The following is a 24,808-nucleotide window of genomic DNA, read 5'->3' as shown; positions in this document are numbered from 1 at the left end:
TTGCGCCGCGTGTCGCGGCGGAACCTACCGCTGCGGAACGGCGGTCGGCTTGATCGGCGCGGGCAGCGCCGACTGGCCCATCAAGTAGCGGTCCACACCCGCCGCGGCCGCGCGGCCCTCCGCGATCGCCCACACGATCAACGACTGCCCGCGTCCCATGTCGCCTGCGACGAAGACACCGGGTACCGACGAGGCGAAGTCTGCGTCCCGGCTGACATTGCCGCGTTCGTTGATCTCGACGCCGAGGTCGGTCAGCAGGCCTTCGCGCTCAGGACCGGTGAAGCCCATCGCGAGCAGCACGAGATCGGCTTCCAGCTCGAATTCGGTGCCCTCGACCTTCTCGAACTTGCCCGCGTTCATCTTGACCTCGTGGCCACGTAGCCCGGTGACATGCCCGTCTTCACCGATGAACTCCTCGGTGTTGACCGAGTAGACCCGCTCGCCGCCTTCCTCGTGCGCCGAGGACACCCGGAACATCAACGGGTAGACCGGCCACGGCGTCGAGTCGGCGCGCGTGTCCGGCGGGCGCGGCATGATCTCGAACTGGTGCACGCTGGCGGCGCCCTGACGGTGCGCGGTGCCCAGACAGTCGGCGCCGGTGTCACCGCCGCCGATGATGATGACCTTCTTGTCCTTCGCGTGGATCGGCGGCAGACCGTTTTCGTCGGTGACGGGGTCGCCGAGCTGTACGCGGTTCGCCCACGGCAGGTACTCCATCGCCTGGTGGATACCGTCGAGCTCGCGACCCGGGATCGGCAGGTCGCGCCGTTCGGTCGCACCGCCGGCGAGCACCACCGCGTCGAACTCCTTGCGCAGCTGCTGCGCGGTGATGTCGACGCCGACGTTGACCCCGGTGCGAAACTCGGTGCCCTCGGCCGCCATCTGTTCCAGACGACGGTCGATGTGGCGCTTTTCCATCTTGAACTCGGGGATGCCGTAGCGCAGCAGCCCGCCGATGCGATCGTCGCGCTCGAACAAGGTGACGCTGTGCCCGGCGCGGGTCAGCTGCTGGGCGGCGGCCAGCCCGGCGGGGCCGGAGCCGACGACGGCGACCTTCTTGCCGGTCTTGACCGTCGGCGGCAGCGGCGTCACCCAGCCCTCGTCGAACGCCTTGTCGATGATTTCGACCTCGACCTGTTTGATCGTGACCGGGTCCTGGTTGATGCCCAGAACGCACGAGCCCTCGCACGGCGCAGGGCACAGCCGGCCGGTGAACTCGGGGAAGTTGTTCGTCGCATGCAGCCGTTCGATGGCGTCACGCCAGCGGTCGTTGCGCACCAAATCGTTCCACTCGGGGATCAGGTTCCCGAGAGGACACCCGTTGTGGCAGAACGGAATCCCGCAATCCATACAACGGGTCGCCTGCTCGCGCAGGGTGTCATGGGAGAAGTCCTCGTAGACCTCTTTCCAGTCGCGCAGACGAATCGGCACGGGCCGACGTTGCGGGGTCTCGCGCTGGGTGTACCTGAGGAAACCGCGGGGATCAGCCACTGGCGGCCGCCATGATCGCCTCGTCGACGTTGGCACCGGTCCGTTCGGCCTCCGCGATCGCCTCGAGCACCCGCTTGAAATCGCGGGGCATCACCTTGGTGAAGTGCTTCACGTTGTTGTCCCAGTCGTTGAGGATGCGCGCTCCGACAGCGGAATCGGTGGCGTCGACGTGGGCCTGGATCATGCCCGCCAGCCACTCGAGGTCCTCCTCGTCGAGGTCCTCCAGTTCCACCATCTCGGCGTTGAGGTTGTCCGGCAGTGCGCCGTCGGGGTCGTAGACGTAGGCGATCCCTCCGGACATGCCCGCGGCGAAGTTGCGCCCCGTCGGACCGAGGATCGCGATCTTGCCGCCGGTCATGTACTCACAACCGTGGTCGCCCACGCCCTCGACCACCGCGTGCGCACCGGAGTTGCGCACCGCGAACCGCTCGCCGACCTGGCCGCGGAGGAACGCCTGGCCGCTGGTCGCGCCGAACAGGATCACGTTGCCCGCGATGATGTTGTCCTCGGCGACGTAGTCCTCGGGCGCGCTGTCGGACGGGCGCACCACGATCCGTCCGCCCGAGAGGCCCTTGCCGACATAGTCGTTGGCGTCGCCGTAGACCCGCAGCGTGATGCCCTTCGGCACGAAGGCACCGAAGCTGTTGCCCGCCGATCCGTCGAAGGTGATGTCGATGGTGCCGTCCGGAAGGCCCTGCCCGCCATAAGCTTTGGTCACCTCATGGCCGAGCATCGTGCCGACGGTGCGGTTGACGTTGGCGATCGTCGTCGAGAAGCGCACCGGCGTCGCAGAATCCAGCGCTTCGCGGCACATCACGATCAACTGCTGGTCGAGCGCTTTGTCCAGGCCGTGGTCCTGACGCGAACTGCAGTACAGGTCCTGGTTCATGAAGGCCGACTCGGGCTCGTGCAGCACGGGCGCCAGATCCAGCTTGTAGGCCTTCCAGTGCTCGGCGGCCTTGGTGGTGTCCAGCGCGCCGACCTGTCCGACCATCTCGTTGACCGTGCGGAAGCCCAACTGGGCCATCGTCTCCCGCACTTCTTCGGCAATGAACATGAAGAAGTTCTCGACGAACTCCGGTTTGCCGGTGAACCGCTCGCGCAGCACCGGGTTCTGGGTGGCGACGCCCACCGGGCAGGTGTCGAGATGGCAGACGCGCATCATGATGCAGCCCGAGACGACCAGCGGCGCGGTGGCGAAACCGAACTCCTCGGCACCCAGCAGCGCGGCGATCACCACGTCGCGGCCGGTTTTGAGCTGACCGTCGACCTGAACGACGATCCGGTCGCGAAGGCCGTTGAGCAGCAATGTCTGCTGGGTCTCGGCCAGGCCGAGCTCCCACGGCGCGCCCGCGTGCTTCATCGACGTCAGCGGCGTTGCACCGGTGCCACCGTCGTGGCCGGAGATGAGCACGACGTCGGCATGTGCCTTGGACACGCCTGCCGCAACCGTTCCCACGCCGTTCTCGGAGACCAGCTTGACGTGCACCCGGGCCTGCGGGTTGGCGTTCTTCAGATCGTGGATCAGCTGCGCCAGATCCTCGATCGAGTAGATGTCGTGGTGCGGCGGCGGTGAGATCAGACCCACGCCGGGTGTCGAGTGCCGCACCTCGGCGACCCACGGGTACACCTTGCCGCCCGGAAGCTGGCCGCCCTCACCGGGTTTCGCACCCTGGGCCATCTTGATCTGGATGTCGGTGCAGTTGCTCAGGTAATGGCTGGTCACACCGAACCGGCCCGACGCCACCTGCTTGATCGCGCTGCGCCGCCAGTCGCCGTTCTCGTCGCGGTCGAAGCGTTTGACGTCCTCGCCGCCCTCACCGGAATTCGACCGTCCGCCAAGGCGATTCATCGCGATGGCCAACGTCTCGTGTGCCTCGGCGGAGATCGAGCCGTAGCTCATGGCGCCGGTCGAGAACCTCTTGACGATCTCGCTGGCCGGCTCCACCTCCTCGAGCGGCACCGGCGGCCGCACTCCGTCGCGGAACTTGAGCAGCCCGCGCAGCGAGGCCATCCGCTCGCTCTGATCGTCGACGAGTTTGGTGTATTCCTTGAAGACCTCGTACTGCCCGGTGCGGGTGGAGTGCTGGAGTTTGAACACCGTGTCCGGGTTGAACAGGTGGTACTCACCCTCGCGGCGCCACTGGTATTCGCCGCCGACCTCGAGTTCGCGGTGCGCCCACTCGTCGGGCCGGTCGAGATAGGCCAACGAGTGCCGCGCCGCGACGTCGTCGGCGATGTCGTTGAGGTCGATCCCGCCGACCGGGCAGGTCAACCCGGTGAAGTACTCGTCGAGCACCTGCTGATTGATGCCGATGGCCTGGAACAGCTGGGCGCCGGTGTAGGACGCCAGCGTGGAGATGCCCATCTTCGACATCACCTTCAGCACGCCCTTGCCGGCGGCCTTGACGTAGTTGGCCTTGGCCTGGTCGCTGGAGATTCCGGTGATCACACCGCGGTCGACCATGTCCTCGATCGACTCGAACGCCATGTACGGGTTGATCGCCGCCGCGCCGAACCCGCACAGCGTGGCCATGTGGTGCACCTCGCGGGCGTCGCCGGCCTCGACTACCAGGCCCACCTTGGTGCGCGTCCGCTCGCGAACCAGGTGGTGGTGCACGGCCGACACCGACAGCAGCGACGGGATCGGGGCCATCTGCTCGTTGGACTCGCGGTCGGAGAGCACGATGATGCGGGCGCCCTCGCGGATGGCCGCCGACGCCTTGGCCCGCACGTTGTCCAGGGCTTCCTTGAGGCCCTGCCCGCCCCGGTTCACCGGATAGAGGCAGCGGATCGCCGCGGCGCGCATGCCGTGCTTGTGACCGCGGATCTCGTGGTCGGGGTCGACGCAGATCAGCTTGGACAGCTCCGCGTTGCGCAGGATGGGCTGCGGCAGCACGATCTGCCGACACGAATCGGGACCTGGATTGAGCAGGTCGCCCTCGGGCCCGACGGCCCCCTGCAGGCTGGTCACCACCTCTTCGCGGATGGCGTCCAACGGCGGGTTGGTGACCTGTGCGAACAGCTGCTGGAAGTAGTCGTAGAGCATCCGCGGACGGGTCGACAGCACGGCGATCGGGGTGTCGGTGCCCATCGAGCCGAGCGCCTCGGCGCCGGTCCGGGCCATCGGCGCGACCAGCAGGTTGAGTTCCTCGTAGGTGAACCCGAAGATCTGCTGGCGCAACACCACCCGGTGATGCGGCATCCGGACGTAGTCGCCGGGCGGAAGCTCGTCGAGGTCGAACAACCCGGCGTCGAGCCATTCCTGGTACGGGTGCTCGGCGGCCAGTTCTGCCTTGATCTCCTCGTCGTCGACGATGCGCCCCTGTGCGGTGTCGACCAGGAACATCCGGCCGGGTTGCAGGCGCATCTTCCGGACCACCGTCGAGGGGTCGAGGTCGAGCACGCCGGCCTCCGAGGCCATCACGACCAGGCCGTCCTTGGTGACCCAGATGCGCGACGGGCGCAGACCGTTGCGGTCGAGCACCGCGCCGACGATCGTGCCGTCGGTGAAGCACACCGACGCCGGACCGTCCCACGGCTCCATGAGCGAGTCGTGGAACTCATAGAACGCCCGGCGGGCCGGGTCCATACTCTCGTGCCGCTCCCAGGCCTCCGGGATCATCATCAGCACCGCGTGCGGCAGGCTTCGCCCCCCGAGGTGCAGGAGTTCGAGCACCTCGTCGAACCGGGCGGTATCCGACGCGCCCGGCGTGCAGACCGGGGTGATCTTGTCGAGGTCCTGATTCGGGCCGAACACGTCGGTCTTGATGAGCGCCTCTCGCGCGCGCATCCAGTTCTCGTTGCCGGTGACGGTGTTGATCTCGCCGTTGTGGGCGATGCGCCGGAACGGGTGGGCCAGCGGCCAGGACGGGAACGTGTTGGTCGAGAAGCGCGAGTGAACGATGCCCAGCGCACTGGTGAGCCGGTCGTCCTGCAGATCGAGGTAGAACGCCTTGAGCTGCGGGGTGGTCAGCATGCCCTTGTAGACGAACGTCTGCCCGGAAAGACTTGGGAAGTAGACGGTTTCGCGCCCCGGACCGTCCTGGCCCGGCCCCTTGGTGCCCAGCTCGTGTTCGGCGCGCTTGCGCACCACGTACGCGCGACGCTCCAACTCCATGCCCGAAGCACCGCCGATGAACACCTGCCGGAATGTCGGCATCGCGTCGCGGGCCAGGGCGCCCAGCGCCGAATCGTCGATCGGCACCTCGCGCCAGCCCAGGACCTCGAGCCCTTCGGCCTCGGCGATCTTCTCGACGGCCTCGCACGCGGTCGCCGCATCCTTCGAGGACTGCGGCAGGAACGCGATTCCGGTGGCGTAGCTACCTGGCTCCGGCAGGTCGAAGTCGACCACCTCGCGCAGGAAAGCGTCGGGAACCTGCAACATGATGCCCGCACCATCGCCGGTGTTCGGCTCGGCGCCCTGCGCACCGCGGTGCTCCAGGTTCACCAGAGCGGTGATCGCCTTGTCAACGATGTCGCGACTGCGGCGACCGTGCATATCGGCCACCATGGCGACGCCGCACGCGTCGTGCTCGAACGCGGGGTTGTACAGCCCTTGCATCCTGGGCGCCATTCCCACCTACCCTTTTCCTGCACGTCTTACGAAGCTTCTGCATGACAGCCGTAGACAGCGGCGGTTAGCCGGTCCGGCTATGGAGTGCCTTCGTGCAGCATCGAACGCCGGCCTGTTTCCACTTGCCCCGAGTGGAGAAAACGATATGACAAACACCGGGTGACATGCCAACTTAGTAGAACCTAACTAGATCGGCGGGACAGGCGGCCGAGCCGCTCGCCGCCAGCGGTGTTTGGTGCTCAATTCCGTTGTTGCCCTGGGATTTTCAAGGCATTCAGCGATCCCCCAGCGGAGTGCGGTACACATCACACTTCCCTCCCGACGCCGCCTGGCGTTTGCTGAAACGCGCCGTTTCGGCGCTTTTACCAGCTTAGACCGCGTTATAGAAGTTTGCGAAAAGCCTAGCCAGATTCTTAGGAAACCGCCTTCAGGCTGGCTTCGGGGGTGAGGTCCAGCCGCCGCAGCAGCTGGGCATTGAGCGCCACCACGACCGTCGACGCCGACATCAAGATCGCGCCGACGGACATCGGCAGGATGAAGCCGATCGGCGCCAGCACCCCCGCGGCCAATGGCACCGACACCAAGTTGTATCCCGCTGCCCACCAAAGGTTTTGCTTCATCTTGCGGTACGCGGCCCGCGACAGCAGCAGCACCGACAACACCGAGCGCGGATCCGACCCGGCCAGGATCACCCCGGCCGAGGCGATCGCCACGTCGGTTCCGGCGCCGATCGCGATGCCGACGTCGGCCGCAGCGAGTGCGGGCGCGTCGTTGACCCCGTCCCCGACCATCGCCACCTTGCGGCCCTCGCGCTGCAACTCGGCCACCTTCGCCGCCTTGTCCTCCGGCCGTACGCCGGCGAAGACGCGCCCGATCCCCAGGTCGGCGGCCACGGATCGCGCAACGGCCTCCGCGTCGCCGGTGATCATCACCACCTCGATGCCCAGCTTCGTCAGCGCCCCGACCACCTGCGCGGACTCGGGTCGCACCTCGTCGGCCAGCTTGATCGCACCCACGGCGTCTCCGTCGACGACGACGTGCAGGATGATCGCCCCTTCGTCTCGCCACTGTCCGGTTTCGGGGAGGTCGGTCAGCCCCGCTTCGGACAGCATCCGCGGCCCACCGACCTGAACGCTGCGGCCCCCGACCGTGGCCTTGACGCCGACCGCCGGAGACGAGCTGAAGTCGCTGGTCGGCGGCAGCGTCAGCGACCGGTCGCGCGCGGCCGCGACGATCGCCCTGGCCAGCGGATGCTCGGAGTACGCCTCGGCCGCCGCCGCCCACGTCAGCACATCCTCGGCGGACTGTCCGGGTGCGGTCGCGACCGCGGTGACCGTCGGCTCCCCCTTGGTCAGCGTGCCGGTCTTGTCGAAGAGCACGGCGTCGACGGTCCGCATGCTCTCCAGCGCCAAGCGGTCCTTGACCAGAACGCCCCCGCGCGCGGCACGTTCGGTGGCGATCGAGACGACCAGCGGTATCGCCAGCCCGAGCGCGTGCGGGCAGGCGATCACCAGCACCGTGATGGTCCTGACGACGGCCGCGGCGGGCATCCCCGCGAACGACCACACCACCGCGGTGATGACGGCCGCCGACAACGCGAACCAGAACAGCCAGCCCGCCGCCTTGTCGGCCAGGCGCTGGGCCCGCGACGACGAGTTCTGCGCCTCGGTCACCAACCGCTGGATACCGGCGAGCGTCGTGTCGTCGCCGACCGCGCTGACCCGCACCCGCAATCCCGAGTCGGTGGCCACGGTGCCGGCCACGACGTGGTCGCCGGCCTCGCGGCGGACCGGACGCGATTCGCCCGTGACCATCGACTCGTCGACGTCTGCGGCGCCGGCGACGATCTCGCCGTCAGCGGGGATGTTGCCTCCCGGGCGCACCAGCACGACGTCGCCGACGCGCAATTCGGCCGGTGCGACGGTCTCCGTGCCGCCGTCGACGACCCGCTCGGCCTCGTCGGGCAGCAGCGCAGCCAGCGAATCGAGCGCGGACGTGGTCTGCGCGAGCGAGCGCATCTCGATCCAGTGGCCGAGCAGCATGATCACGATCAGCAGCGCCAGTTCCCACCAGAAGTCCAGCTCGTGGTGCAGCACGCCGAGGCTGGCGCCCCAGGACGACATGAACGCCACCGTGATCGCAAGACCGATCAGCAGCATCATTCCCGGTGCCCGGGAACGGATTTCACTGACCGCCCCGGTCAGGAAGGGCCGCCCGCCCCAGACGTACATCACGGTGCCGAGCACCGGCGGAACCCATCGGATCCCGGGGATGTCGGGCAGCGAGTAGCCGAGGATCATCGCGAACATCCCGGACAGCGCGACCGTCGGGACGGCGAGCACGAGCATGGTCCAGAACAGGCGCCGGAACTCGGCCACATGGCCGGAGTGGTCATGACCGCCCGAGTGGCCGTTCGAGTGGTCATGGCCGCCCGGATGGTCGTGGCCCGAATGACCCTCCGCGGCCGTGTCCGGGTGTTGTGCACCATGGCCGGTATGCGTCATGGCGGCCATGGTATACCCCCTAGGGGTATATAGCCAGGTCTTGTTCGGTCACGCTGTATCCCGATGTCACATCCACTGAACACTCCGTTGGGCCGGTTCGGCATCGCGACGTCCGTGGACGCGCCCGGTGAGTGTGTGGCGTCGATTCCGGTGGGTGGAATGGTGAACCCGCTGACCGGCGCCCCGACCATCGCGCCCATGGCGATGCTGGTCGATCACGCGTGCGGCCTCGTCAACCACCGGCGCCGCGCCGATGACGAGTGGACGGTGTCCAGCGAGCTGTCCCTGGAAGCCGATCCGGACGCCGCCGAGATCATCGCCGGCGCACCCGATGTACCTGTGGTCGCGACCGCCCGGCCGTTCGGCGCCAAGAGCGACGTGGCGTTGGCGCTGTGCGAACTCACCCACCGCGGCACCGTGCTCGCCACCGCCACCGTGCGCTCGTTCTACATCCAGTCGCCCGCCGACATCGCACCGTTCCCCGACGGCCCATCCGGCGCGCTGCCGCCCGGGACGCTCGCCGACCGGATGGCGGTTTGCGTCGCCGAGAGCGGCGGAGCTAGGCGGGTTCTGCTGCAGGACGAGGACCCCGTGCTGAACAACGCGATCGGCATCGTGCACGGCGGGGTGACGGCGATGGCGCTGGAACTGGTCGCGGCCGCCGCACTCGACACCGACGGCCTCGACCGGCCGTTGCGGACCGCGTCACTCAGGGTCAACTTCATGCGGCCCTTCCACAGCGGACCCGAATCCCGTTATGTGGGAACCGCTTTGCGTGTCGGGCGCAGGACGGGTGTTGCCGAAGGGCAAGCCGTCGGGCCCAGGGGCGGCGTGGCGATCATCGCCAGACTGACCGCGTACCGCTGACAGTCGCGCTAGCATCTGGAGACCATGGCCGAGACCCGTGAAACCGGCGGCGGCCTCGGCGGATTCATTCGGCGCTCCGGTTACATCCGTAAGTGGCTGATCCTCGGGATCGCGATCGGCGTCATCGCCGGCCTCGGCGCGGTGGTGTTCTATCTGGCGCTCGACTATGCGGGCGACTTCCTGCTCGGCGACCTGGCCGGCTACCGGATCCCCAAACCGGTCGGCGACGGCGGCGACCCCGGTTCGGCCGGCTTCGACCGGCCGTGGGCCATCCCGCTGGTGGTCTGTGGCGGCGCACTCGTATCGGCATGGCTGGTCGCGAAGTTCGCTCCCGAGGCCGAAGGGCACGGCACCGACAGCGCGATCGAGGCCGTGCACACCGATCCCCGCGCCATCCGGGGACGAGCCATCGTGATCAAGACCATCGCCAGCGCGTTGACCATCGGGTCGGGCGGCTCGGGCGGGCGCGAGGGCCCCGCGGCGCAGATCTCCGCGGGCTTCGGATCCCTGTTGACGAAGTGGCTGAACCTGTCCGACGAGGACGGACGGATCGCGGTGTCGCTGGGCATCGGATCGGGCATCGGGGCGATCTTCGGCGCCCCGCTGGGCGGCGCGGTGCTGGCGGCATCGATCGTGTACCGCCGGGACTTCGACTATCAGGCGCTGATACCGGGATTCATCACCTCGGCGACCGCCTACTCGGTGCTCGGTTCGATCCTCGGCTTCGACCCGCTGTTCGGGTTCGTCGCCGCCGACTACCGGTTCGAGAGCCCGCTGGATCTGAGTTGGTTCGTCGTGCTCGGTGTCGTCGCGGCCGGCGTCGGATACCTCTACGCGCGCATCTTCTACGGCACCGTCGCGCTGACCGCGCGACTGCCGGGTCACAAGGTGCTCAAACCCGCGGTGGGCGGGCTGGCGGTGGGATTGCTGGCGCTCGCGATCCCGCAGGTGTTGGCCAGCGGGTACGGATGGGCGCAGAAGGCCACCGCCACCGACACTTTGATGGCGATACCGCTGTGGATCGTATTGATCCTGCCGCTGGCCAAGATCGTGGCGACGTCGCTGTCGATCGGCACCGGCGGATCCGGCGGTATCTTCGGACCCGGTGTCGTGGTGGGCGCGTTCGTCGGCGCCGCTCTGTGGCGACTCGGCGATCTGGTCGACGCTCCCGGAATCCCCGACAGCCCAGCCACGTTCGTCGTCGTCGGCATGATGGCGTGTTTCGGCAGCGTCGCGCACGCCCCGTTGGCCGTGATGATCATGGTGGCGGAGATGACCGGCTCGTTCTCGGTGATCCCGTGCGCGATGGTGGCGGTCGGAATCGCCTACATGCTGGTGTCGCGCACCGACGTGTCGATCTACCAGGCTCAGCGTCTCGACCGCGAAACCGCGCGGGCGCAACGCGGTGCCGGCTGACGCCGGTCACCTCCGCCGGAGGCCTTACTTACCCGAGGACTTCTTCTTCGCCTGGCTGGCGGCCGACTTCTCCGTCCTCGCACCCTCGTTGGCCAGCTGGCCACCGGCGTTCTCCAGGTGTGCGCGGACGAACCACTGGAACTTCTCGAGCTCGGCGGCGTGTCCGATCAGAATGTCCTCGGTCACCGGGTCGGCGTCCTCGGCCTCTTCGATGTTCTGACGGGTGTCCTCGATGATCCCGTCGTAGACGAGGTCGAGGGCAGCGAGGTGCGCCTGCACGGTGTCGCGATCGAGCGAGTAGTCATCCCAGCTGCGGTCCTCGATGATCGCGCCGGGCGTGCCCTTCGGTGAGAAGCCGAGGGTGGCGATCCGTTCGGCGACCTCGTCGGCATAGCCGCGCACCAACTCGACCTGCGGATCGATCATCTCGTGCACGCCGATGAAGTTCGGGCCCACCACATTCCAGTGGATGTGCTTGAGGGTCAGGTGAAGATCGTTGTACCGGCTCAACTGCTTCTGCAGAAGTTCGGCGACCTTCGCGGCGTCCTTGTCAGTCATACCGGGCACTGTGTAATTGGATCTAGGCATGGAAGCTCCTTTGCACGCATAGGGTGTCGTCGCTTCGACTACCCGCTGCATTGGTGCGGTAATCCACCACGTCTCAGGCGTCACATCTCGATCAGATTCGGGATCGCCATGCGCGGCCCGAATCGCGGCAGCACCGCAAGCCCGCTGACCTCCAACAGGCGCACCGCGCGGTGACGGTGAGGTCGAAGCGGTTCGAGCAACTCGACCATCGTGGGATCGTCGATCGGATGCCCCAGGAGGCTCCAACCGACCATCTTCGCCAGGTGGTAGTCGCCGACCGAGAGAGCGTCCGCGTCACCGAATGCGCGCTGACTCGTCTCCGCGGCGGTCCACTCACCGACTCCCGGAAGCGACGCCATCGCGACGCGTGCGTCGGCCGGTGACCGGGCGCCGAGTCGTTCCAGGGAGTCGGCGCGTTGCGCGCACACGACGACGGTCCGTGCCCGCCGGGGGTCGACGTTGGCGCGGTGGAACTCCCACGACGGAATGCGGCACCAGACCTCACCGGGAGGCGGGACCCGCATGTGCGCGGGCGCCGGTCCGGGCGCGGGCGCCCCGTACTTGGTGACGAGCAGCCGCCACGCGCGGCGAGCATCCTTGCCGTAGACCCGCTGTTCGAGCACCGCGGGAATCAGCGCTTCGAGCACGCGATCGGTGCGGCCCAGCCGCAGATGCCGCACGCGTCGATGCGCGGCGGCGATGGTCGGTTCGGTGGGCGCGAAACCGACGCTGTCGTCGTACGCGCCGAGCAGGGCGGGCAGGGTCTCGGCGAATTCTGTCGCGCCGTCACCCCATGCTTCACAGTCGACGGTGTCGGGTGCCGATTTGGTGAGACGCGCGGCGACCGGCCCGCTGCGCATCAGGCTGGTGCGCCAGATGGCGCCATCGGGAGCGTCGTAATAGCAGGGGTCCGTTCGGCCACGCCGCAGCGGCGCCAGAGTCAACGCAGGGCTGACCGGGCCGTCGAAGGCGACGCTGACCGAGGTGTGCACCGGCCAAGGTTATGCCTGGGCGACGACGATCTCGGCTTTGTCCGGGTAGAACGCGACATGCCCGGCGATGGGGGCGACTGCCGGGTATGGCGTCTCATAGGTCCAGATGGCGTCCTCGACGACGGCGCCGGCCTCGGTCACCACGTGGAAGTAGGCTGCGTCGCCCTTGAACGGGCAGTACGTCTGGGTGTCGCTGGGCCTGAGTTTGTCTTGGACGACGTCGGCGAACGGGATGTACTGCACGGCCGGGTACGTCGACTCCTGCAGCGTCAACGCTCGGTCGGTGTCGGCGACGACCTCGCCGTTCACCCGGGCGGTGACGTGTCTGCCGGTCGGCGCGACGGTGATCGGGTGTTCCGCGGTGGGCTCGAGTACGGGGCGATCGCTCATATCAACGCCAACGTACGAGGTGACGGCTGGATTCCGGACGTGTCATACCCCGATGGCATACTCGAACACATGTTCGGAGGACAGTTCGCGGAGGTGGACGACGCCGCTCTCGTCGCCGCCATCGCCGACGGTGCGCGTGCGGAGGCCGAGGCCGCGGCGCGCCGGTTCGCGGCCATCGCGGAGCTGATCCGGCGCAAGGTCAGCGAGGATGACGAACGCAATCTGTGTGCGTTCGACCCGTGGGACAGCGTCGCCGCCGAGGTGGCCGCGGCGATGACGATCGGGCATCGACGCGCGTCCGGGCAGATGCGGATCGCGCAGGCGTTGCGCGAGCGGCTGCCCCAGGTGGCCGCGTTGTTCGAACGGGGCGGAATCGGTGCGCGGATCGTCTCGGCGATCACCTGGCGCACCCAACTTGTCGAGGACCCTGAGGCGTTGGCGCTCATCGACACGGCGCTTGCGAAACGGGCGTCTCGGTTGGGTCCTTTGTCCGAGCAGCGGTTGGACGAGGCCATCGACGCGCTCGTCGACAAGTTCGACCCAGAAGCGGTGCGGAGAAGTCGGTCGACGGCGCGCACCCGGGATTTCCACATCGGTGATCTCGATGACCCGGTCGGCACCACTTCGGTGTGGGGCAGGCTGTTGGTCACCGACGCCGCTGTCCTCAAAAGCCGCCTCGCCGAGATGATGCAGGGGCTGTGCGACAACGATCCGCGCAGCATGGGCGAGCGGCGAGCCGACGCTATCGGCGCGTTGGCCGCCAACCAAGACCGGTTGGGTTGCGCATGCGGATCGCCGACGTGCGCCGCGGCCGCTCCGCAAACGTCGAACGTCGTCCTCCACGTGATCGCCGACCAAGACGCTTTCGAAAATGCCGCTGCTACAGCAGGTAACGACGCGACTCCTGCAACCGATGGCGACACTCACGGCGCTACCCCACCCCAGGCCGACGCAGAACGCGCCGCCCCGCCGCAGCCCGACTCACCGGGCGCCGGGAAGCGGGGCACCGCGGTACTACTGGGCCATGGTGCACTGCCCACCTCACTGCTGCCCTGGCTGATCAGCCGCGGCGCGAAGGTGCGTCCGATCAAAATGCCCGGGCCCGACGCCGAGGCGCGATACCAGCCATCGACGGCGCTGGCCGAGTTCGTGCGCATGCGTGATATGTACTGTCGCGCACCGGGATGCGATGTGCGCGCCGACCTTTGCGACATCGACCACACGACCCCGTGGCCGCTCGGGCCCACGCATCCGTCGAACCTCAAGTGCCTGTGCCGCAAGCACCACATGATGAAGACGTTCGATGGGTGGCTCGATGTTCAGCTGCCCGACGGCACGGTGATCTGGAAATCACCGAGCGGCAGGACCTATACCACGACACCCGGCAGCAAGTTGTTCTTCGATTGGGACACCACCACCGCCAACCTTCCGCCACCACCGCTCGTTTCACCGTCGCAGGCTGACCGCACGGCGAAGATACCGAAGCGAAAACGAACGCGGGCCGCCGACTTCGCCGCACGGATCAAGGCCGAGCGGGCACGCAACGTGGACCCCGCACCGTTCTGAGCGAGATACGCACGAGCCATCGCGGGCGTCTGCTCGATGAGCCGCGATCCGATTCTTGAGTAGGTGGTGTAATCGGTTGATGGGCGATCTGGACAAGCGCGGCGCGGTGTACGTGTTGACCCTCGGCGAGGACGAGAACCGCTTCCACCCCGACCGGCTGGCAGCGATCAACTCCGCACTCGACGAGGTGGAGGCCGCCGATGGGCCGAGGGCCGTCGTCACCACGGGCAGCGGCAAGTTCTACTCCAACGGTCTCGACCTGGACTTCATGGCGGCCAATCCCGATGCGGCCGAGGCCAACCTCGCCGACGTGCACGCGCTGTTGGCGCGCGTGTTGGCGTTCCCGGCGCCGATCATCGCCGCGGTGCAGGGACACGCGTTCGCCGCGGGCGCGATGCTGGCGCTCTCCCACGACCAGATCGTCATGCGCGCCGATCGCGGCTTCTTCTGTCTGCCGGAGGTCGACCTCGGTATCCCGTTCACGGCAGGCATGAACGCGCTCATCCGGTCTCGGCTGCCGATCGCGACCGCGCACGAGGCCATGACCACCGCGCGACGGTACGGCGGTGAAGAAGCCCGCGTGGCGGGAATCGTCACGGCCACCGCCGGGGAGGGTGAAGTCCTGGACGCCGCGGTCGCCCGCGCCGAGGCATTGGCCGCCAAAGCTGGGACGGTGTTCGGCACGATCAAGGCGCGCTTGTACGCCGAGGTGATCGCCGAGCTCAACGTCCGCTAGGCACAACGCTCAGAAGGCCCAGCGGTGATACTGCGCCATATACCGCAGCGACGGCAGCACCGACATCGCCTTACCCAGCGCCCGGTAGTACCACGCGACATCGCGAAACGTCGGGGAGTCGAACGGTGACACCCACGCCAGCAACCGCACACCGGGCACCGCCGCACCGATGTCGTCCGGGTCGTCGATCCCCCAGTGCAGCGTCGCTCCGGCGCGCCGCACCACCGCGTTCAGGAACTGCGACCGGATGCCGAGCCGGCTGAACGCATCGAATTGCAGTTCCCCGCGGGGGAACCCGTCGACAACTCGTCGCAGCAGTGCCACACCGTCGGATTCGGTCAGATACATGGTCAGACCCTCGGCGATCATCAAAACAGGTCGATCCGAGGGAATCTCAGACAGCCACGACGCATCTGTGACGGAGGCGCCGATCACCCGATAGTGGTCGCGGCGCGGATAGAGCTGTGTGCGCAGGTCGACCACCTCCGGGTAGTCGATGTCGAACCAGTCGACCCCCGGCCCGGGATCGATCCGAAATGCCCGCGCGTCCAGCCCGCACCCGAGGTGCAGTACGACCGCCCGCGAATGCACCGCTAAGAACTGGCGCGTCCACCTGTCGAAGTGCGCGCTACGGGTGGTCACCGACGCCGAATTCGCCGGTGTGATCGACGTTTTCGACCAGTCGTAGTCGATGCGCCCGACGATGTCCTTGGCGAACCGATCCCCCAGAATCGGTTTCGGCAGATCGGCGTCCAGCGCCTTGGCGTAGAACGTCGCGAGCATGGTCTGCGGCGCACCGGACAGATCGACGTGCAGCTTGTCGGACATCTCCTGCGAGCTAACCGGCCCTGCTCGTGCGCCGCGCGTCCCGCAGCCCCGCCCAAAACCTCGCCGCCTCACGGATCGACTCCTCGACCGGCCTTGGCCGCCAACCCAATTCGCGGCGAGCCTTACTGCAATCCACCGGCGCTTCCGCGCGCATCAGTCGCAGCGAGCCGAGCGAGAACTTCTCGTCCTTGCCCGTCAGCCGCGCCTTGGCGGTACCCAGGGCGGCCATCGCATATGAGACCGGCAGCGGGATCGACTTCGTCGGCGCCGGCATCCCGGCGGCTTCGGCCGCGATGCGCACCACCTCCGCGTTGCTGATCATCTTCTCCGAGATCAGGTACCGCTCGCCGACACGGCCGCGTTCGGCGGCGAGCAACATCGCGCGAGCGGCGTCGTCGACACCGACCGCCTCGAGCTCGATTCCGCGCATCACGAAGGGCAGCTTGCCGAACGCAGCCCCCGCGATGATCGCGCCGTGCGGGGTGCGGCCCCAGTCGCCGCCGCCGTACGTCGTCGACACGCACATCGCCACCGCGGGCAGGCCGTGCTCGCGCGCATACCGCAGCACCAGCGTCTCGGCCTGCACCCGTGAGCGCACATACGGCGTCAGACCCTTGTCGACGATCACGTCGTCCTCGGTCGCGACGTGCCCGCGCCTGCGACCGACCGTCACATAGCTGCTGGTGTAGACGAACCGCCGCAGGCGCATGTCCTTGGCGACCTCGAGCACGTTCCGGGTGCCCTCGACATTCGTATAGAACAGCGGCGTCGGGTCTTTCAGCCAGCCGCGCGTGTCGACGACGCAGTAGTACACGTCGTCGACTCCGGTCATCGCCGCACGCAGCGTGTCGTTGTACCAGATGTCGCCCAGGAAACGCTCGACCGGAAGATTGTCGATGCCCTTGGTGTTCGCGTTGGGGCGCACCATGACTCGGACGTCGTGGCCGTCAGCCACCAGCTGCCGGGTGACGTGGGAACCGAGGAAACCGTTGGCTCCGATGACCAGCTTGCTCACTTGCCTCCTCCGTACTGCTTCATCCACTCCTCGGCCTCGGGCGGCAGCGTGCCGAGTTCGGCTGCCTTGCGGCACCATTTCACCGCCGCCTTGACGAACCGCAGCGGGTTGTAGATGTCCTCCTGCCGCCGCCACAGCCCGTCGCCGGCGTAGGTGACGATCGAGATGTTGGTGGCGCTGATGACGGTGCCGTCGCCGGGATCGCGCATCGGGTTGTCCAGCTCGCAGATGACGCGGGCCGTCGCCTCGTCGATCACCGTCCACAGCGACGGAAACGACGTCATGTAGCTACCGGGGAACGACTCCATCGTCTTCCAGATCCAGGGGCGCACCTGCTCGCGGCCGCGCATGGTGCCTGCCGCGTGTTCGACGTAGACGACGTCGTCGGTGTACTGGTCGACCCAGGGGTCCCAGTCGCGGGTCTGCGCGGCGCGGTCGACCGTGGCCTCGAACTGCTGGAACGCCGCGGCGAGTTCGTCGCGGCTGAAGGTGCTGCCCGTCACACCAGAACTAGAACACGTTCTACCGAGCTTGTCGAGGGAGCGCGGTGAGCACCTGGCGGCTGCCCAGCGGATTCTGCAGCGGGACGTCGAGGATCCCCGCCACCGCGATCAGGATGCAGGGCCGGTCCACGGCTTCGGGGAGTGTGCCGCCGAGGAGTTCGACGGTGACGGTCTCGGGCGTCTCCTGCACCGTCGCGTGCACGCCGTAGCACTGCGGGGTGCCGGTGGTGAAGTGCACCCCGACGGCGCGGTCCCCGACCACGCGGTTGAACGATTCGGCGCGCATCGGATGCGGGTCGACGATCGCGGGATTGTCGATGAACAGCAGGCCCGGATACCCCGGCCGCTCGGGCAGCACCGCCGTCTGCGCCGACACCGCCGGGGCCGCCCACACGGCCAGAACAGCGGCCATCACGGCGGGCAGTGTGCGCATCACACAACCGTAATCGGCGGCCGGAACACGGCGGTCGGTTCGGCGGTTATACAGGCACTATGGCAAAGCAATACCACAAGAATCCGGCCGCGGTGAACGCCTTGTCGCCAGAGCAGTACCAGGTCACGCAGCGCAACGGCACCGAGCGGCCGTTCACCGGCGAGTACTGGGACAACCACGAGCCGGGCATCTACGTCGACGTGGTCTCCGGCGAGCCGCTGTTCGCCTCGGTGGACAAGTTCGACAGCGGAACGGGGTGGCCCAGCTTCACCCGGCCGATCGAAACGACCAACGTCGTCGAGAAGCGCGACTTCTCGCACCTGATGATCCGCACCGAGGTGCGCTCGGCGCACGGCGACAGCCACCTCGGCCACGTCTTCACCGACGGGCCCCGCTCAGCGGGTGGGTTGCGCTACTGCATCAACTCCGCTTCGCTGAGGTTCATCCACCTCGACGACCTCGAGGCCGAGGGGTACGGCGATTACAAGAAGCTGTTCGTGAATGAGGAGGCGCAGGCATGAGTGAAGTGAAGAGGGCGATCCTGGCGGGCGGTTGCTTCTGGGGCATGCAGGATCTGATCCGTAAGCAACCGGGCGTGGTGTCGACGCGGGTCGGCTACACCGGCGGCGAGAACGCCAACCCCACCTACCGCAATCACCCCGGCCACGCCGAGGCGATCGAGATCGTCTACGACCCGGCGCAGACCGACTACCGCGCGTTGTTGGAGTTCTTCTTCCAGATCCACGATCCGACCACGAAGAACCGCCAGGGCAACGACATCGGCACCAGCTACCGGTCGGCGATCTTCTACCTCGACGACGAACAGAAGCGGGTCGCACTGGACACCATCGCCGACGTCGACGCCTCGGGGCTGTGGCCGGGCAAGGTCGTCACCGAGGTGACCCCGGCATCCGAATTCTGGGAGGCCGAACCCGAACACCAGGATTACCTGGAGCGCTACCCGAGCGGGTACACCTGTCATTTCCCGCGCCCGGGCTGGAAACTGCCCAAACGCGAAACGGCCAACCAGTAGTGCGCTAGGTGCGGTGGCGCACCACGACGCGCCCGCCGTCCTTCGGGGTGAACGCGATGCCGCGGAAGTGCACCTTCTCGTCGGGTGCGTCATCGGTTTCGATCACGAAGTGGCGCAAAACTGTTCGCAGGACGACGTCCATCTCGACGTTGGCGAACGCGGCGCCGATGCAGCGGCGGGTGCCGCCGCCGAACGGCACCCATGCCGTCGGCGGCCGCTTTCCCAGGAACCGGTCCGGGTCGAAACGTTCGGGGTCGGGGAACACGTCCGGATTGGCGTGCATGTTCGCCAGCGCGACCATCACGGTGTAACCGTGCGGGATGCGCCATTGCCCGGCGTCGAAATGCGGTGCCAGGACGTGGCGTCCGGAGAAGTCGATCACGGTCCGGTTGCGCTGCAACTCGTTGATGAAGGCCTGGCGGTACTCGTTGCCGCCGGCGTCGTTCTCCTCGACCAGCTTGGCGAGCACCGCGGGATGGCGGCGCAAGCGCTCGAACGCCCAACCGAGCGTCGACGCCGTTGTCTCGTGGCCGGCGCCGAGGAGGGTGAGCAGCTCGTCGGAGATGTCCTGGTGCGACATCGGGGTGCCGTCCTCGTAGGTGCTGCCCAGTAGCAGCGCCAGGATGTCGGTACGCTCCTCGCGGGCGGGATCCTTTTCGGCCTTCTCGATCAGCGCGAAGACGGTGCGGTCGAAGTTGCGCCGGAACGTCTCCAGACGGCCCCATGGGCTGAACGGGCCCGTCTTGAACGGCGGCTCGGGCAACGTCGCCATGCGCGAACCGAGCTTGGCCCACGGCGGGATGATCTCGCGCAGATAGTCCAGCTCGGCCCCGTCGGCGCCGAACACGGTGCGCAGGATGACATTCAGCGTGATCCGGTTCATCGGTTCGAGCGTCGCGAACTCGACGCCCTCGGGCCAGGTCGCGGTCTCGCGAAGCGTCTCCTCTTCGATGATCTTCTCGTAGTTCTTGATGCTCTGGCCGTGGAACGGCGGTGCGAGCAGCTTGCGACGCTTACGGTGCTCGGCACCGTCGAGCGCGAACACCGAACCGGGGCCGAAGATCCGGGACAGGTTCGGCTGCACGTTGATCAGGTCGTCGGTGCTCGCCAGATACACCGTCCGGATCAGGGCGGGATCGGCGATCACCACGCTGCGGCCGAAGAACGGCACGTTGATCGCGAACACCGGACCGTATCGCTTGAGCGCCTTCCCGAGGAACCAGCGGCGGAATCCCGCCATCAGCACCATCTGAACGGGTTTGGGCAGCGGTACCGTCGGCGGCAACTTGCCGGGCGTGACCGGGGCGTGCTGATCGGTGGCGGTGGCGTTCGTCATCGGTTCCTCGGCTCCTCCTGCGCGAGCGGTGTCTTGCGGCGGTGCACCACGATGCGGCCACCGTCCTTCGGGGTGTAGGCCACGCCGCGCGAATGCGTCTTCTCCGCGGGCGCTGCGGTGGTGTCGAGCACGAAGTGGCGCAATATCGTTCGCAACACCACATCCATCTCGACGTTGGCGAACACGGCGCCGACACACCTGCGGGTGCCGCCGCCGAACGGGATGAAGGCGAAGGTGGGCGGCCGCTCGTCGAGGAAGCGCTGCGGGTCGAAGCGCTCGGGCTCGGGAAACTCGGCCGCCCTGTCGTGCATCAGCGAGATGCTGGCCAACATCGTATGACCCTGCGGCACAACCCAATCGCCCAGCTCGAAGGTCGGTGAGTAGACGTGCCTGCCCGCGAAGTCGATCACGGTGCGCGACCGCTGCACCTCGGCGAGGACGGCCTGGCGGTACTCGTTGTCGTCGGTCTGCGCCTCGGACACCAGCCTGTCCAGGACGTCGGGGTGGCGGGTGATCCGCTCGAACGCCCATGCCAGGGTCGAGGCGGTGGTCTCGTGTCCGGCGGCCAGGAGGGTCAGCAGTTCGTCGCCGATGTCCTTGCGCGACATCGCGGTACCGTCCTCGTAGGTGCTGCCGAGCAGCAGCGCGAGAACGTCTGTCCGCTCGTCGAAGCCGGGGTCGGCCGTCACCCGGTCGATCAGCTTGTCGATGGCCCGGTCGTACTGTCTGCGGTACTCAGCCAGCCGCCCCCACGGGCTGAACCGGCCGTACGTGCGCGACGGCGCGGGTAACGACGCCAGCCGCGATCCGAGCGTCACCCAGGGCGGGATGATGCGCCGCAGATCGTCCAGTTGCTCTCCATCGGCGCCGAACACCGCCCGCAGGATCGCGTTGAGGGTGATCCGCATCATCGGTTCGAGAACCGGAAACGCCTGGCCCTCAGGCCAGTTCGCCGATTCGCGCAGCGTCTCCTCTTCGAAGATCGCCTCGTAGTTCTTGACGCTCCTGCCGTGGAAGGGCGGGGTCAGCAATCGGCGTCGGCGCCGGTGTTCGGACCCGTCGAGCGCGAACACCGAACCCGGGCCGAGCACCCGCGACAGGTTGGGCTGAATGTTGCCGACGTCGTCGGTGTTGGCCATGAACATCTGCTTGGCCAGCTGCGGGTCGCCGACGACGACCGTGCGCCCGAAGACCGGAACGTTCATCGTGAAGACCGGGCCGTAGAGGCGGGCGAACTGGGCGACGGTCCAGCGTCGGGACACCGCGAAGGCCAGGCCCAGCAGCGGCTTGGGAATCGGCGCCTTCGGCGGCAGGTTGACTGAACCAGGCGGCACCGCGGCGCGGACGGGCTTGTCGACCACCAAAGCTTCGCTCATGACGCTCCCAGCCGGTTCCCCGGTACTACGATGTACCGCAGGTTCGTGTAGTACGGTACCGCTTGGTACCAGCAGACGCAAGCCTGTCGAGGAGGGCGGTATGACCACTGCGCTGGACAACGGCGCGCATACCGCGACCGACGGCGCGTTCCGCGACCGCCTGCTCGACGGCATGGCCGCCTCGATCACGCAGCGCGGCTATCGCGACACCACTGTCGCCGATATCGTGCGGCAGGCGAAAACCTCGAAGCGCACCTTCTACGAACAGTTCGCGAGCAAAGAGGAATGCCTCATCGAACTGCTGCGGCGCAACAACGAGACGATGATCGCCGGCGTCCGCGCAGCGGCGGAACCCGATGCCGACTGGCGTGACCAGATCCGCTCGGCGGTGACCGCTTACGTCGACCACATCGCGGCGCGGCCGGCCATCACGTTGGCGTGGATCCGCGAGGCGCCCGCACTCGGCGCCGTCGCACATCCGCTGCATCGGGAGGCCATGGAGCATTTCACCGACATGCTGGTCGACATCAGCAGCACCCCCGGCTTCCAACGCGCCCAGCTGACCCCGATTTCGCGTCCCCTGGCGCTCATCATCCTGGGCGGCCTGCGGGAGCTGACCGCGCTCTTCGTCGAGGACGGCCACGATCTGCGCGGCATCATCGAGCCGGCCATCACCGCGGCGGTCGCGATCCTGGGTTCGCGCTGAGCGCACCGCCCGTTCCCCGAAACCGACGAACTGGTTGCCGTCGGCGACCGAAAGCAGCCATTTCGTGGGTCTCGGCGCTCGAGCGGCTTCAGCGGCTCAGCGGCTTCAGCGGCTTCAGTTCAGGATCAGCCGCGCCGATTTCTCCAGTCGCTCCGCGATTTCGAGGTAGGACGCGTATCCCATACCCGCGCGCACCAGCGCGCCGGAGTACAGCATCTCCAACGTGTCGATGATGTCGGGCTCGGTGTCGGCGCCCAACGCCGCTGCCAGCCGGTCGCGGATCTCTCGGCCGATGCGGCCCCGCAGCACCTCGACGTCGGGGTCGCGACCCAGCAGCGCCGTCGTCACCGCACCGGCGAAGGCGGGCTCGTCGGCGACCAGCAAGGCGATGTGGCGCAGCACCTCGATGACCCGGGCGGCGGGGTCGTCCGACTCGTGCGCCGCCGGCGGAGACGCCGCGAGCCTGCGCCAGAAGACCTCGGCGACAAGGTGTTCCTTGGAGGAGAAGTAGGTGTAGGCGGTGGCCGCCCCGACGCCGGCATCGGCGGCCACGCGGCGCACCGTGAGCCCGGCGAAGCCCTCGCGGTGCAGGAGTGCGACCGCGGCGCGGCCGAGGCGGTCGACGGTGTCGGCCTGCTTGGCGGTCAGGCGGCGCCGAGTCGACTCCATGGCCGTGTCGGACACATGTCCGGACGCTACTACAACACCCCTGCACCAGCAACGATTCACGCCGAGTAGGTTCGTTACCGATGCGCACCACAGACGAACTCTTCGCCCTGGCCGAACAGGTCATCGGATTCATGCCCGCCGACGAGGGCCGGGCCCTGTTCGACGCGGCCGTGAAGTATCTCGGCGACGGTATCGGCGTCGAGATCGGCACGTACTGCGGCAAGTCCACCGTGCTGCTCGGCGCCGCCGCACAGCAGACCGGAGGCGTGCTCTACACCGTCGACCACCACCACGGTTCCGAAGAACACCAGCCCGGCTGGGAGTACCACGACGAGTCGATGGTCGATCCGGTCACCGGCCTGTTCGACACCCTGCCGACGGCGCGGCACACGCTCGACTCCGCCGGCCTCGACGACCACGTCGTCGCGATCGTCGGCCGGTCGCCGGTGGTGGCGCGGGGGTGGCGAACTCCGTTGCGCCTGTTGTTCATCGACGGCGGTCACACCGAGGAAGCCGCACAACGTGATTTCGACGGCTGGGCCAGGTGGGTGGAGGTGGGCGGAGCGCTCGTCATCCACGACGTGTTCCCCAACCCCGACGAGGGCGGGCAGGCGCCGTTCCACATCTACCAGCGGGCGTTGAACACCAACCACTTTCGCGAGGTTTCGGCAACCGGATCCATGCGGGTGCTCGAACGCACGGACGGCGCCGTCGGCCAGCCGCTGTGATTAGCGGTCGCTGGTCGCGCACTCGCAGTCGTACTCGCCTTCGAGACCGCGCGGAAGGTCCGTCCCGCGGAAGATCCCGCTAGCGGCCGACGTCGACGACAGCGCGTCGGCGGCCAGAATCATCGCCGCGCCGGTCCACGTCGTGCGTTCCTCCGGCCAGCGCTTGCCGTCAGCGAACACCAGACCCGTCCAGTAGGACCCGTCGTCCTCGCGCAGATGGTGCATCGCGGCGAACTGCTCTCTGGCGCGCACCGGATCGCCCATCGCATCCAAAGCCAGTACCAGCTCACAGGTTTCGGCGCCGGTCACCCACGGCCGGTCGTCGACGCACCGGATACCCAGTCCGGGAACGACGAAGTCGTGCCACCGCTCGTCGATCCGCTCTCTGGCCGCGCCACCGCGCACCGCACCGGTGAGCACCGGGTAGTACCACTCCATCGACCAGCGGTCCTTGACCGTGAACGCCTCGGGATGATGGGCGATCGCGTGGCCCAGCCGGCCGACCGCGACCTCCCATTCCGGCTGCGGGTCGTCGAAGTAGTCAGCGAGTGCGAGCGCACATCGGATGCTGTGATAGATGCTGGCGCACCCCGTCAGCAGGGCTTCGGATTCGATGGTCGAAGGGCTTCTCGCCCAGGCGATCTCACCGCCACTGAGCTGCATGCCGAGTACGAAGTCGATCGCCTTGGTGACCACCGGCCACATCGTCTCCGCGAACCGCCGGTCACCGGTGACCAGTACGTGGTGCCAGACGCCGGTGGCGATGTAGGCGCAGAAGTTGCTGTCGCTGTTGGCGTCTTCGATCACGCCGTTGCGCAACTGAATGGGCCATGATCCGTCGGGGCGCTGGTGGGTGCGCGACCACTCGAACGCCGCGCGGGCGGGTTCCAGCAATCCGGCGACGGTCAGCGCCATCGCGTTCTCGATGTGATCCCACGGATCGGTGTGGCCACCGTCGAACCAGGGCAGCGCACCCGAGGACTCCTGGGTAGCGGCAATCGATTTCGCGGTCTGGCGGCACTGTTCGGGTGTCAGCACCCCGGGGATACCCGGGA

General features: G+C 67.6%; 22 protein-coding genes. 8 read left to right on the top strand and 14 right to left on the bottom strand.

What is annotated here, in order from left to right:
* Window positions 1-24 precede the first annotated feature (24 nt).
* The 3 genes from AU072_RS06940 to AU072_RS06930 all read right to left on the bottom strand — a co-directional run bounded on the left by AU072_RS06940 (window position 25) and on the right by AU072_RS06930 (window position 8,580).
* Window positions 25-1,491 (bottom strand): glutamate synthase subunit beta, encoded by a 1,467-nt coding sequence (locus AU072_RS06940; RefSeq protein WP_064413093.1) that lies wholly within the window; start codon window positions 1,489-1,491, stop codon window positions 25-27.
* A complete protein-coding gene (gltB, locus tag AU072_RS06935; RefSeq protein WP_064413092.1) occupies window positions 1,484-6,067 on the bottom strand; it encodes a glutamate synthase large subunit in 4,584 nt (1,527 codons plus the stop codon). The genes AU072_RS06940 and gltB overlap by 8 nt, the downstream gene beginning before the upstream one ends.
* A gap of 413 nt (window positions 6,068-6,480) precedes the next feature.
* Window positions 6,481-8,580: a heavy metal translocating P-type ATPase gene (locus AU072_RS06930; protein ID WP_082681029.1), complete on the bottom strand. Its 2,100-nt coding sequence runs from the start codon at window positions 8,578-8,580 to the stop codon at window positions 6,481-6,483.
* A gap of 54 nt (window positions 8,581-8,634) precedes the next feature.
* On the opposite strand from AU072_RS06930, the gene AU072_RS06925 reads away from it, so the two are divergent.
* Window positions 8,635-9,438, top strand: a complete 804-nt coding sequence (locus AU072_RS06925) for a PaaI family thioesterase (RefSeq protein ID WP_064413091.1) — start codon at window positions 8,635-8,637, stop codon at window positions 9,436-9,438.
* Window positions 9,439-9,462: 24 nt separating this feature from the next.
* Window positions 9,463-10,854 carry a chloride channel protein gene (locus AU072_RS06920; protein ID WP_064413090.1) on the top strand — a complete coding sequence of 464 codons (1,392 nt, stop codon included), beginning with the start codon at window positions 9,463-9,465 and terminating at the stop codon, window positions 10,852-10,854.
* A gap of 24 nt (window positions 10,855-10,878) precedes the next feature.
* Here AU072_RS06920 and AU072_RS06915 read toward each other — a convergent pair whose 3' ends face one another.
* The 3 genes from AU072_RS06915 to AU072_RS06905 form a co-directional block, all read right to left on the bottom strand.
* Window positions 10,879-11,442 (bottom strand): Dps family protein, encoded by a 564-nt coding sequence (locus AU072_RS06915; protein ID WP_064413089.1) that lies wholly within the window; start codon window positions 11,440-11,442, stop codon window positions 10,879-10,881.
* Between the two features lie 80 nt (window positions 11,443-11,522).
* Entirely contained in the window at window positions 11,523-12,434 is a 912-nt protein-coding gene (locus AU072_RS06910) for a DNA-3-methyladenine glycosylase family protein (protein WP_064413088.1), read from the bottom strand.
* Window positions 12,435-12,443: 9 nt separating this feature from the next.
* Window positions 12,444-12,824 carry a DUF427 domain-containing protein gene (locus AU072_RS06905; RefSeq protein ID WP_064413087.1) on the bottom strand — a complete coding sequence of 127 codons (381 nt, stop codon included), beginning with the start codon at window positions 12,822-12,824 and terminating at the stop codon, window positions 12,444-12,446.
* Window positions 12,825-12,863: 39 nt separating this feature from the next.
* Here AU072_RS06905 and AU072_RS06900 point away from each other — a divergent pair, with 39 nt between their 5' ends.
* Together AU072_RS06900 and AU072_RS06895 are read left to right on the top strand one after the other, a co-directional pair.
* The gene (locus tag AU072_RS06900) at window positions 12,864-14,390 is read left to right on the top strand and encodes an HNH endonuclease signature motif containing protein (protein WP_235629963.1); all 1,527 of its coding nucleotides are present in this window, start codon (window positions 12,864-12,866) and stop codon (window positions 14,388-14,390) included.
* 79 nt (window positions 14,391-14,469) lie between these two features.
* Window positions 14,470-15,126 carry an enoyl-CoA hydratase-related protein gene (locus tag AU072_RS06895; RefSeq protein ID WP_064413085.1) on the top strand — a complete coding sequence of 219 codons (657 nt, stop codon included), beginning with the start codon at window positions 14,470-14,472 and terminating at the stop codon, window positions 15,124-15,126.
* A gap of 9 nt (window positions 15,127-15,135) precedes the next feature.
* Here the strand turns inward: AU072_RS06895 and AU072_RS06890 are convergent, their stop codons facing one another.
* From AU072_RS06890 to AU072_RS06875, 4 genes are read right to left on the bottom strand one after another with little or no spacing between them, the layout of a single operon-like run.
* Window positions 15,136-15,954, bottom strand: coding sequence for a class I SAM-dependent methyltransferase (locus tag AU072_RS06890; RefSeq protein ID WP_064413084.1), 819 nt, complete (start codon window positions 15,952-15,954; stop codon window positions 15,136-15,138).
* A gap of 10 nt (window positions 15,955-15,964) precedes the next feature.
* The gene (locus AU072_RS06885; protein WP_064413083.1) at window positions 15,965-16,969 is read right to left on the bottom strand and encodes an NAD-dependent epimerase/dehydratase family protein; all 1,005 of its coding nucleotides are present in this window, start codon (window positions 16,967-16,969) and stop codon (window positions 15,965-15,967) included.
* The gene (locus AU072_RS06880) at window positions 16,966-17,472 is read right to left on the bottom strand and encodes a nuclear transport factor 2 family protein (protein ID WP_064413082.1); all 507 of its coding nucleotides are present in this window, start codon (window positions 17,470-17,472) and stop codon (window positions 16,966-16,968) included. The genes AU072_RS06885 and AU072_RS06880 overlap by 4 nt, the downstream gene beginning before the upstream one ends.
* 19 nt (window positions 17,473-17,491) lie before the next feature.
* Window positions 17,492-17,905, bottom strand: coding sequence for a hypothetical protein (locus tag AU072_RS06875; protein WP_064413081.1), 414 nt, complete (start codon window positions 17,903-17,905; stop codon window positions 17,492-17,494).
* 59 nt (window positions 17,906-17,964) lie between these two features.
* On the opposite strand from AU072_RS06875, the gene msrB reads away from it, so the two are divergent.
* Both msrB and msrA read left to right on the top strand, forming a co-directional pair.
* A complete protein-coding gene (msrB, locus tag AU072_RS06870) occupies window positions 17,965-18,426 on the top strand; it encodes a peptide-methionine (R)-S-oxide reductase MsrB (RefSeq protein WP_064413080.1) in 462 nt (153 codons plus the stop codon).
* The gene (msrA, locus tag AU072_RS06865; protein WP_064413079.1) at window positions 18,423-18,938 is read left to right on the top strand and encodes a peptide-methionine (S)-S-oxide reductase MsrA; all 516 of its coding nucleotides are present in this window, start codon (window positions 18,423-18,425) and stop codon (window positions 18,936-18,938) included. Before msrB ends, msrA begins: the two co-directional genes overlap by 4 nt.
* A 4-nt stretch (window positions 18,939-18,942) precedes the next feature.
* Here the strand turns inward: msrA and AU072_RS06860 are convergent, their stop codons facing one another.
* Together AU072_RS06860 and AU072_RS06855 are read right to left on the bottom strand one after the other, a co-directional pair.
* Window positions 18,943-20,274: a cytochrome P450 gene (locus tag AU072_RS06860; RefSeq protein ID WP_064413078.1), complete on the bottom strand. Its 1,332-nt coding sequence runs from the start codon at window positions 20,272-20,274 to the stop codon at window positions 18,943-18,945.
* Entirely contained in the window at window positions 20,271-21,650 is a 1,380-nt protein-coding gene (locus tag AU072_RS06855; RefSeq protein ID WP_064413077.1) for a cytochrome P450, read from the bottom strand. Before AU072_RS06855 ends, AU072_RS06860 begins: the two co-directional genes overlap by 4 nt.
* A gap of 100 nt (window positions 21,651-21,750) precedes the next feature.
* Between AU072_RS06855 and AU072_RS06850 the strand changes: the two genes are divergently transcribed.
* On the top strand, window positions 21,751-22,356 hold the full coding sequence (locus tag AU072_RS06850) for a TetR/AcrR family transcriptional regulator (protein WP_064413076.1): 606 nt from the start codon (window positions 21,751-21,753) through the stop codon (window positions 22,354-22,356).
* A 114-nt stretch (window positions 22,357-22,470) separates the two neighbouring features.
* Here the strand turns inward: AU072_RS06850 and AU072_RS06845 are convergent, their stop codons facing one another.
* A complete protein-coding gene (locus AU072_RS06845) occupies window positions 22,471-23,040 on the bottom strand; it encodes a TetR/AcrR family transcriptional regulator (protein WP_064413075.1) in 570 nt (189 codons plus the stop codon).
* Between the two features lie 65 nt (window positions 23,041-23,105).
* On the opposite strand from AU072_RS06845, the gene AU072_RS06840 reads away from it, so the two are divergent.
* On the top strand, window positions 23,106-23,753 hold the full coding sequence (locus AU072_RS06840) for a class I SAM-dependent methyltransferase (protein WP_064413074.1): 648 nt from the start codon (window positions 23,106-23,108) through the stop codon (window positions 23,751-23,753).
* On the opposite strand, the gene AU072_RS06835 is transcribed toward AU072_RS06840, so the two are convergent.
* A complete protein-coding gene (locus AU072_RS06835) occupies window positions 23,754-24,800 on the bottom strand; it encodes an MMP endo-(1,4)-3-O-methyl-alpha-D-mannosidase (protein ID WP_064413122.1) in 1,047 nt (348 codons plus the stop codon). It abuts the gene before it with no gap.
* Between the last annotated feature and the right edge of the window lie 8 nt (window positions 24,801-24,808).

The sequence above is a fragment of the Mycolicibacterium novocastrense genome (genome assembly GCF_001499835.1).
In the GTDB taxonomy this organism is placed as follows: domain Bacteria; phylum Actinomycetota; class Actinomycetes; order Mycobacteriales; family Mycobacteriaceae; genus Mycobacterium; species Mycobacterium novocastrense.
Note: the sequence above shows the minus strand (reverse complement) of the source record. Positions and strands in the feature narration are given on the sequence as shown.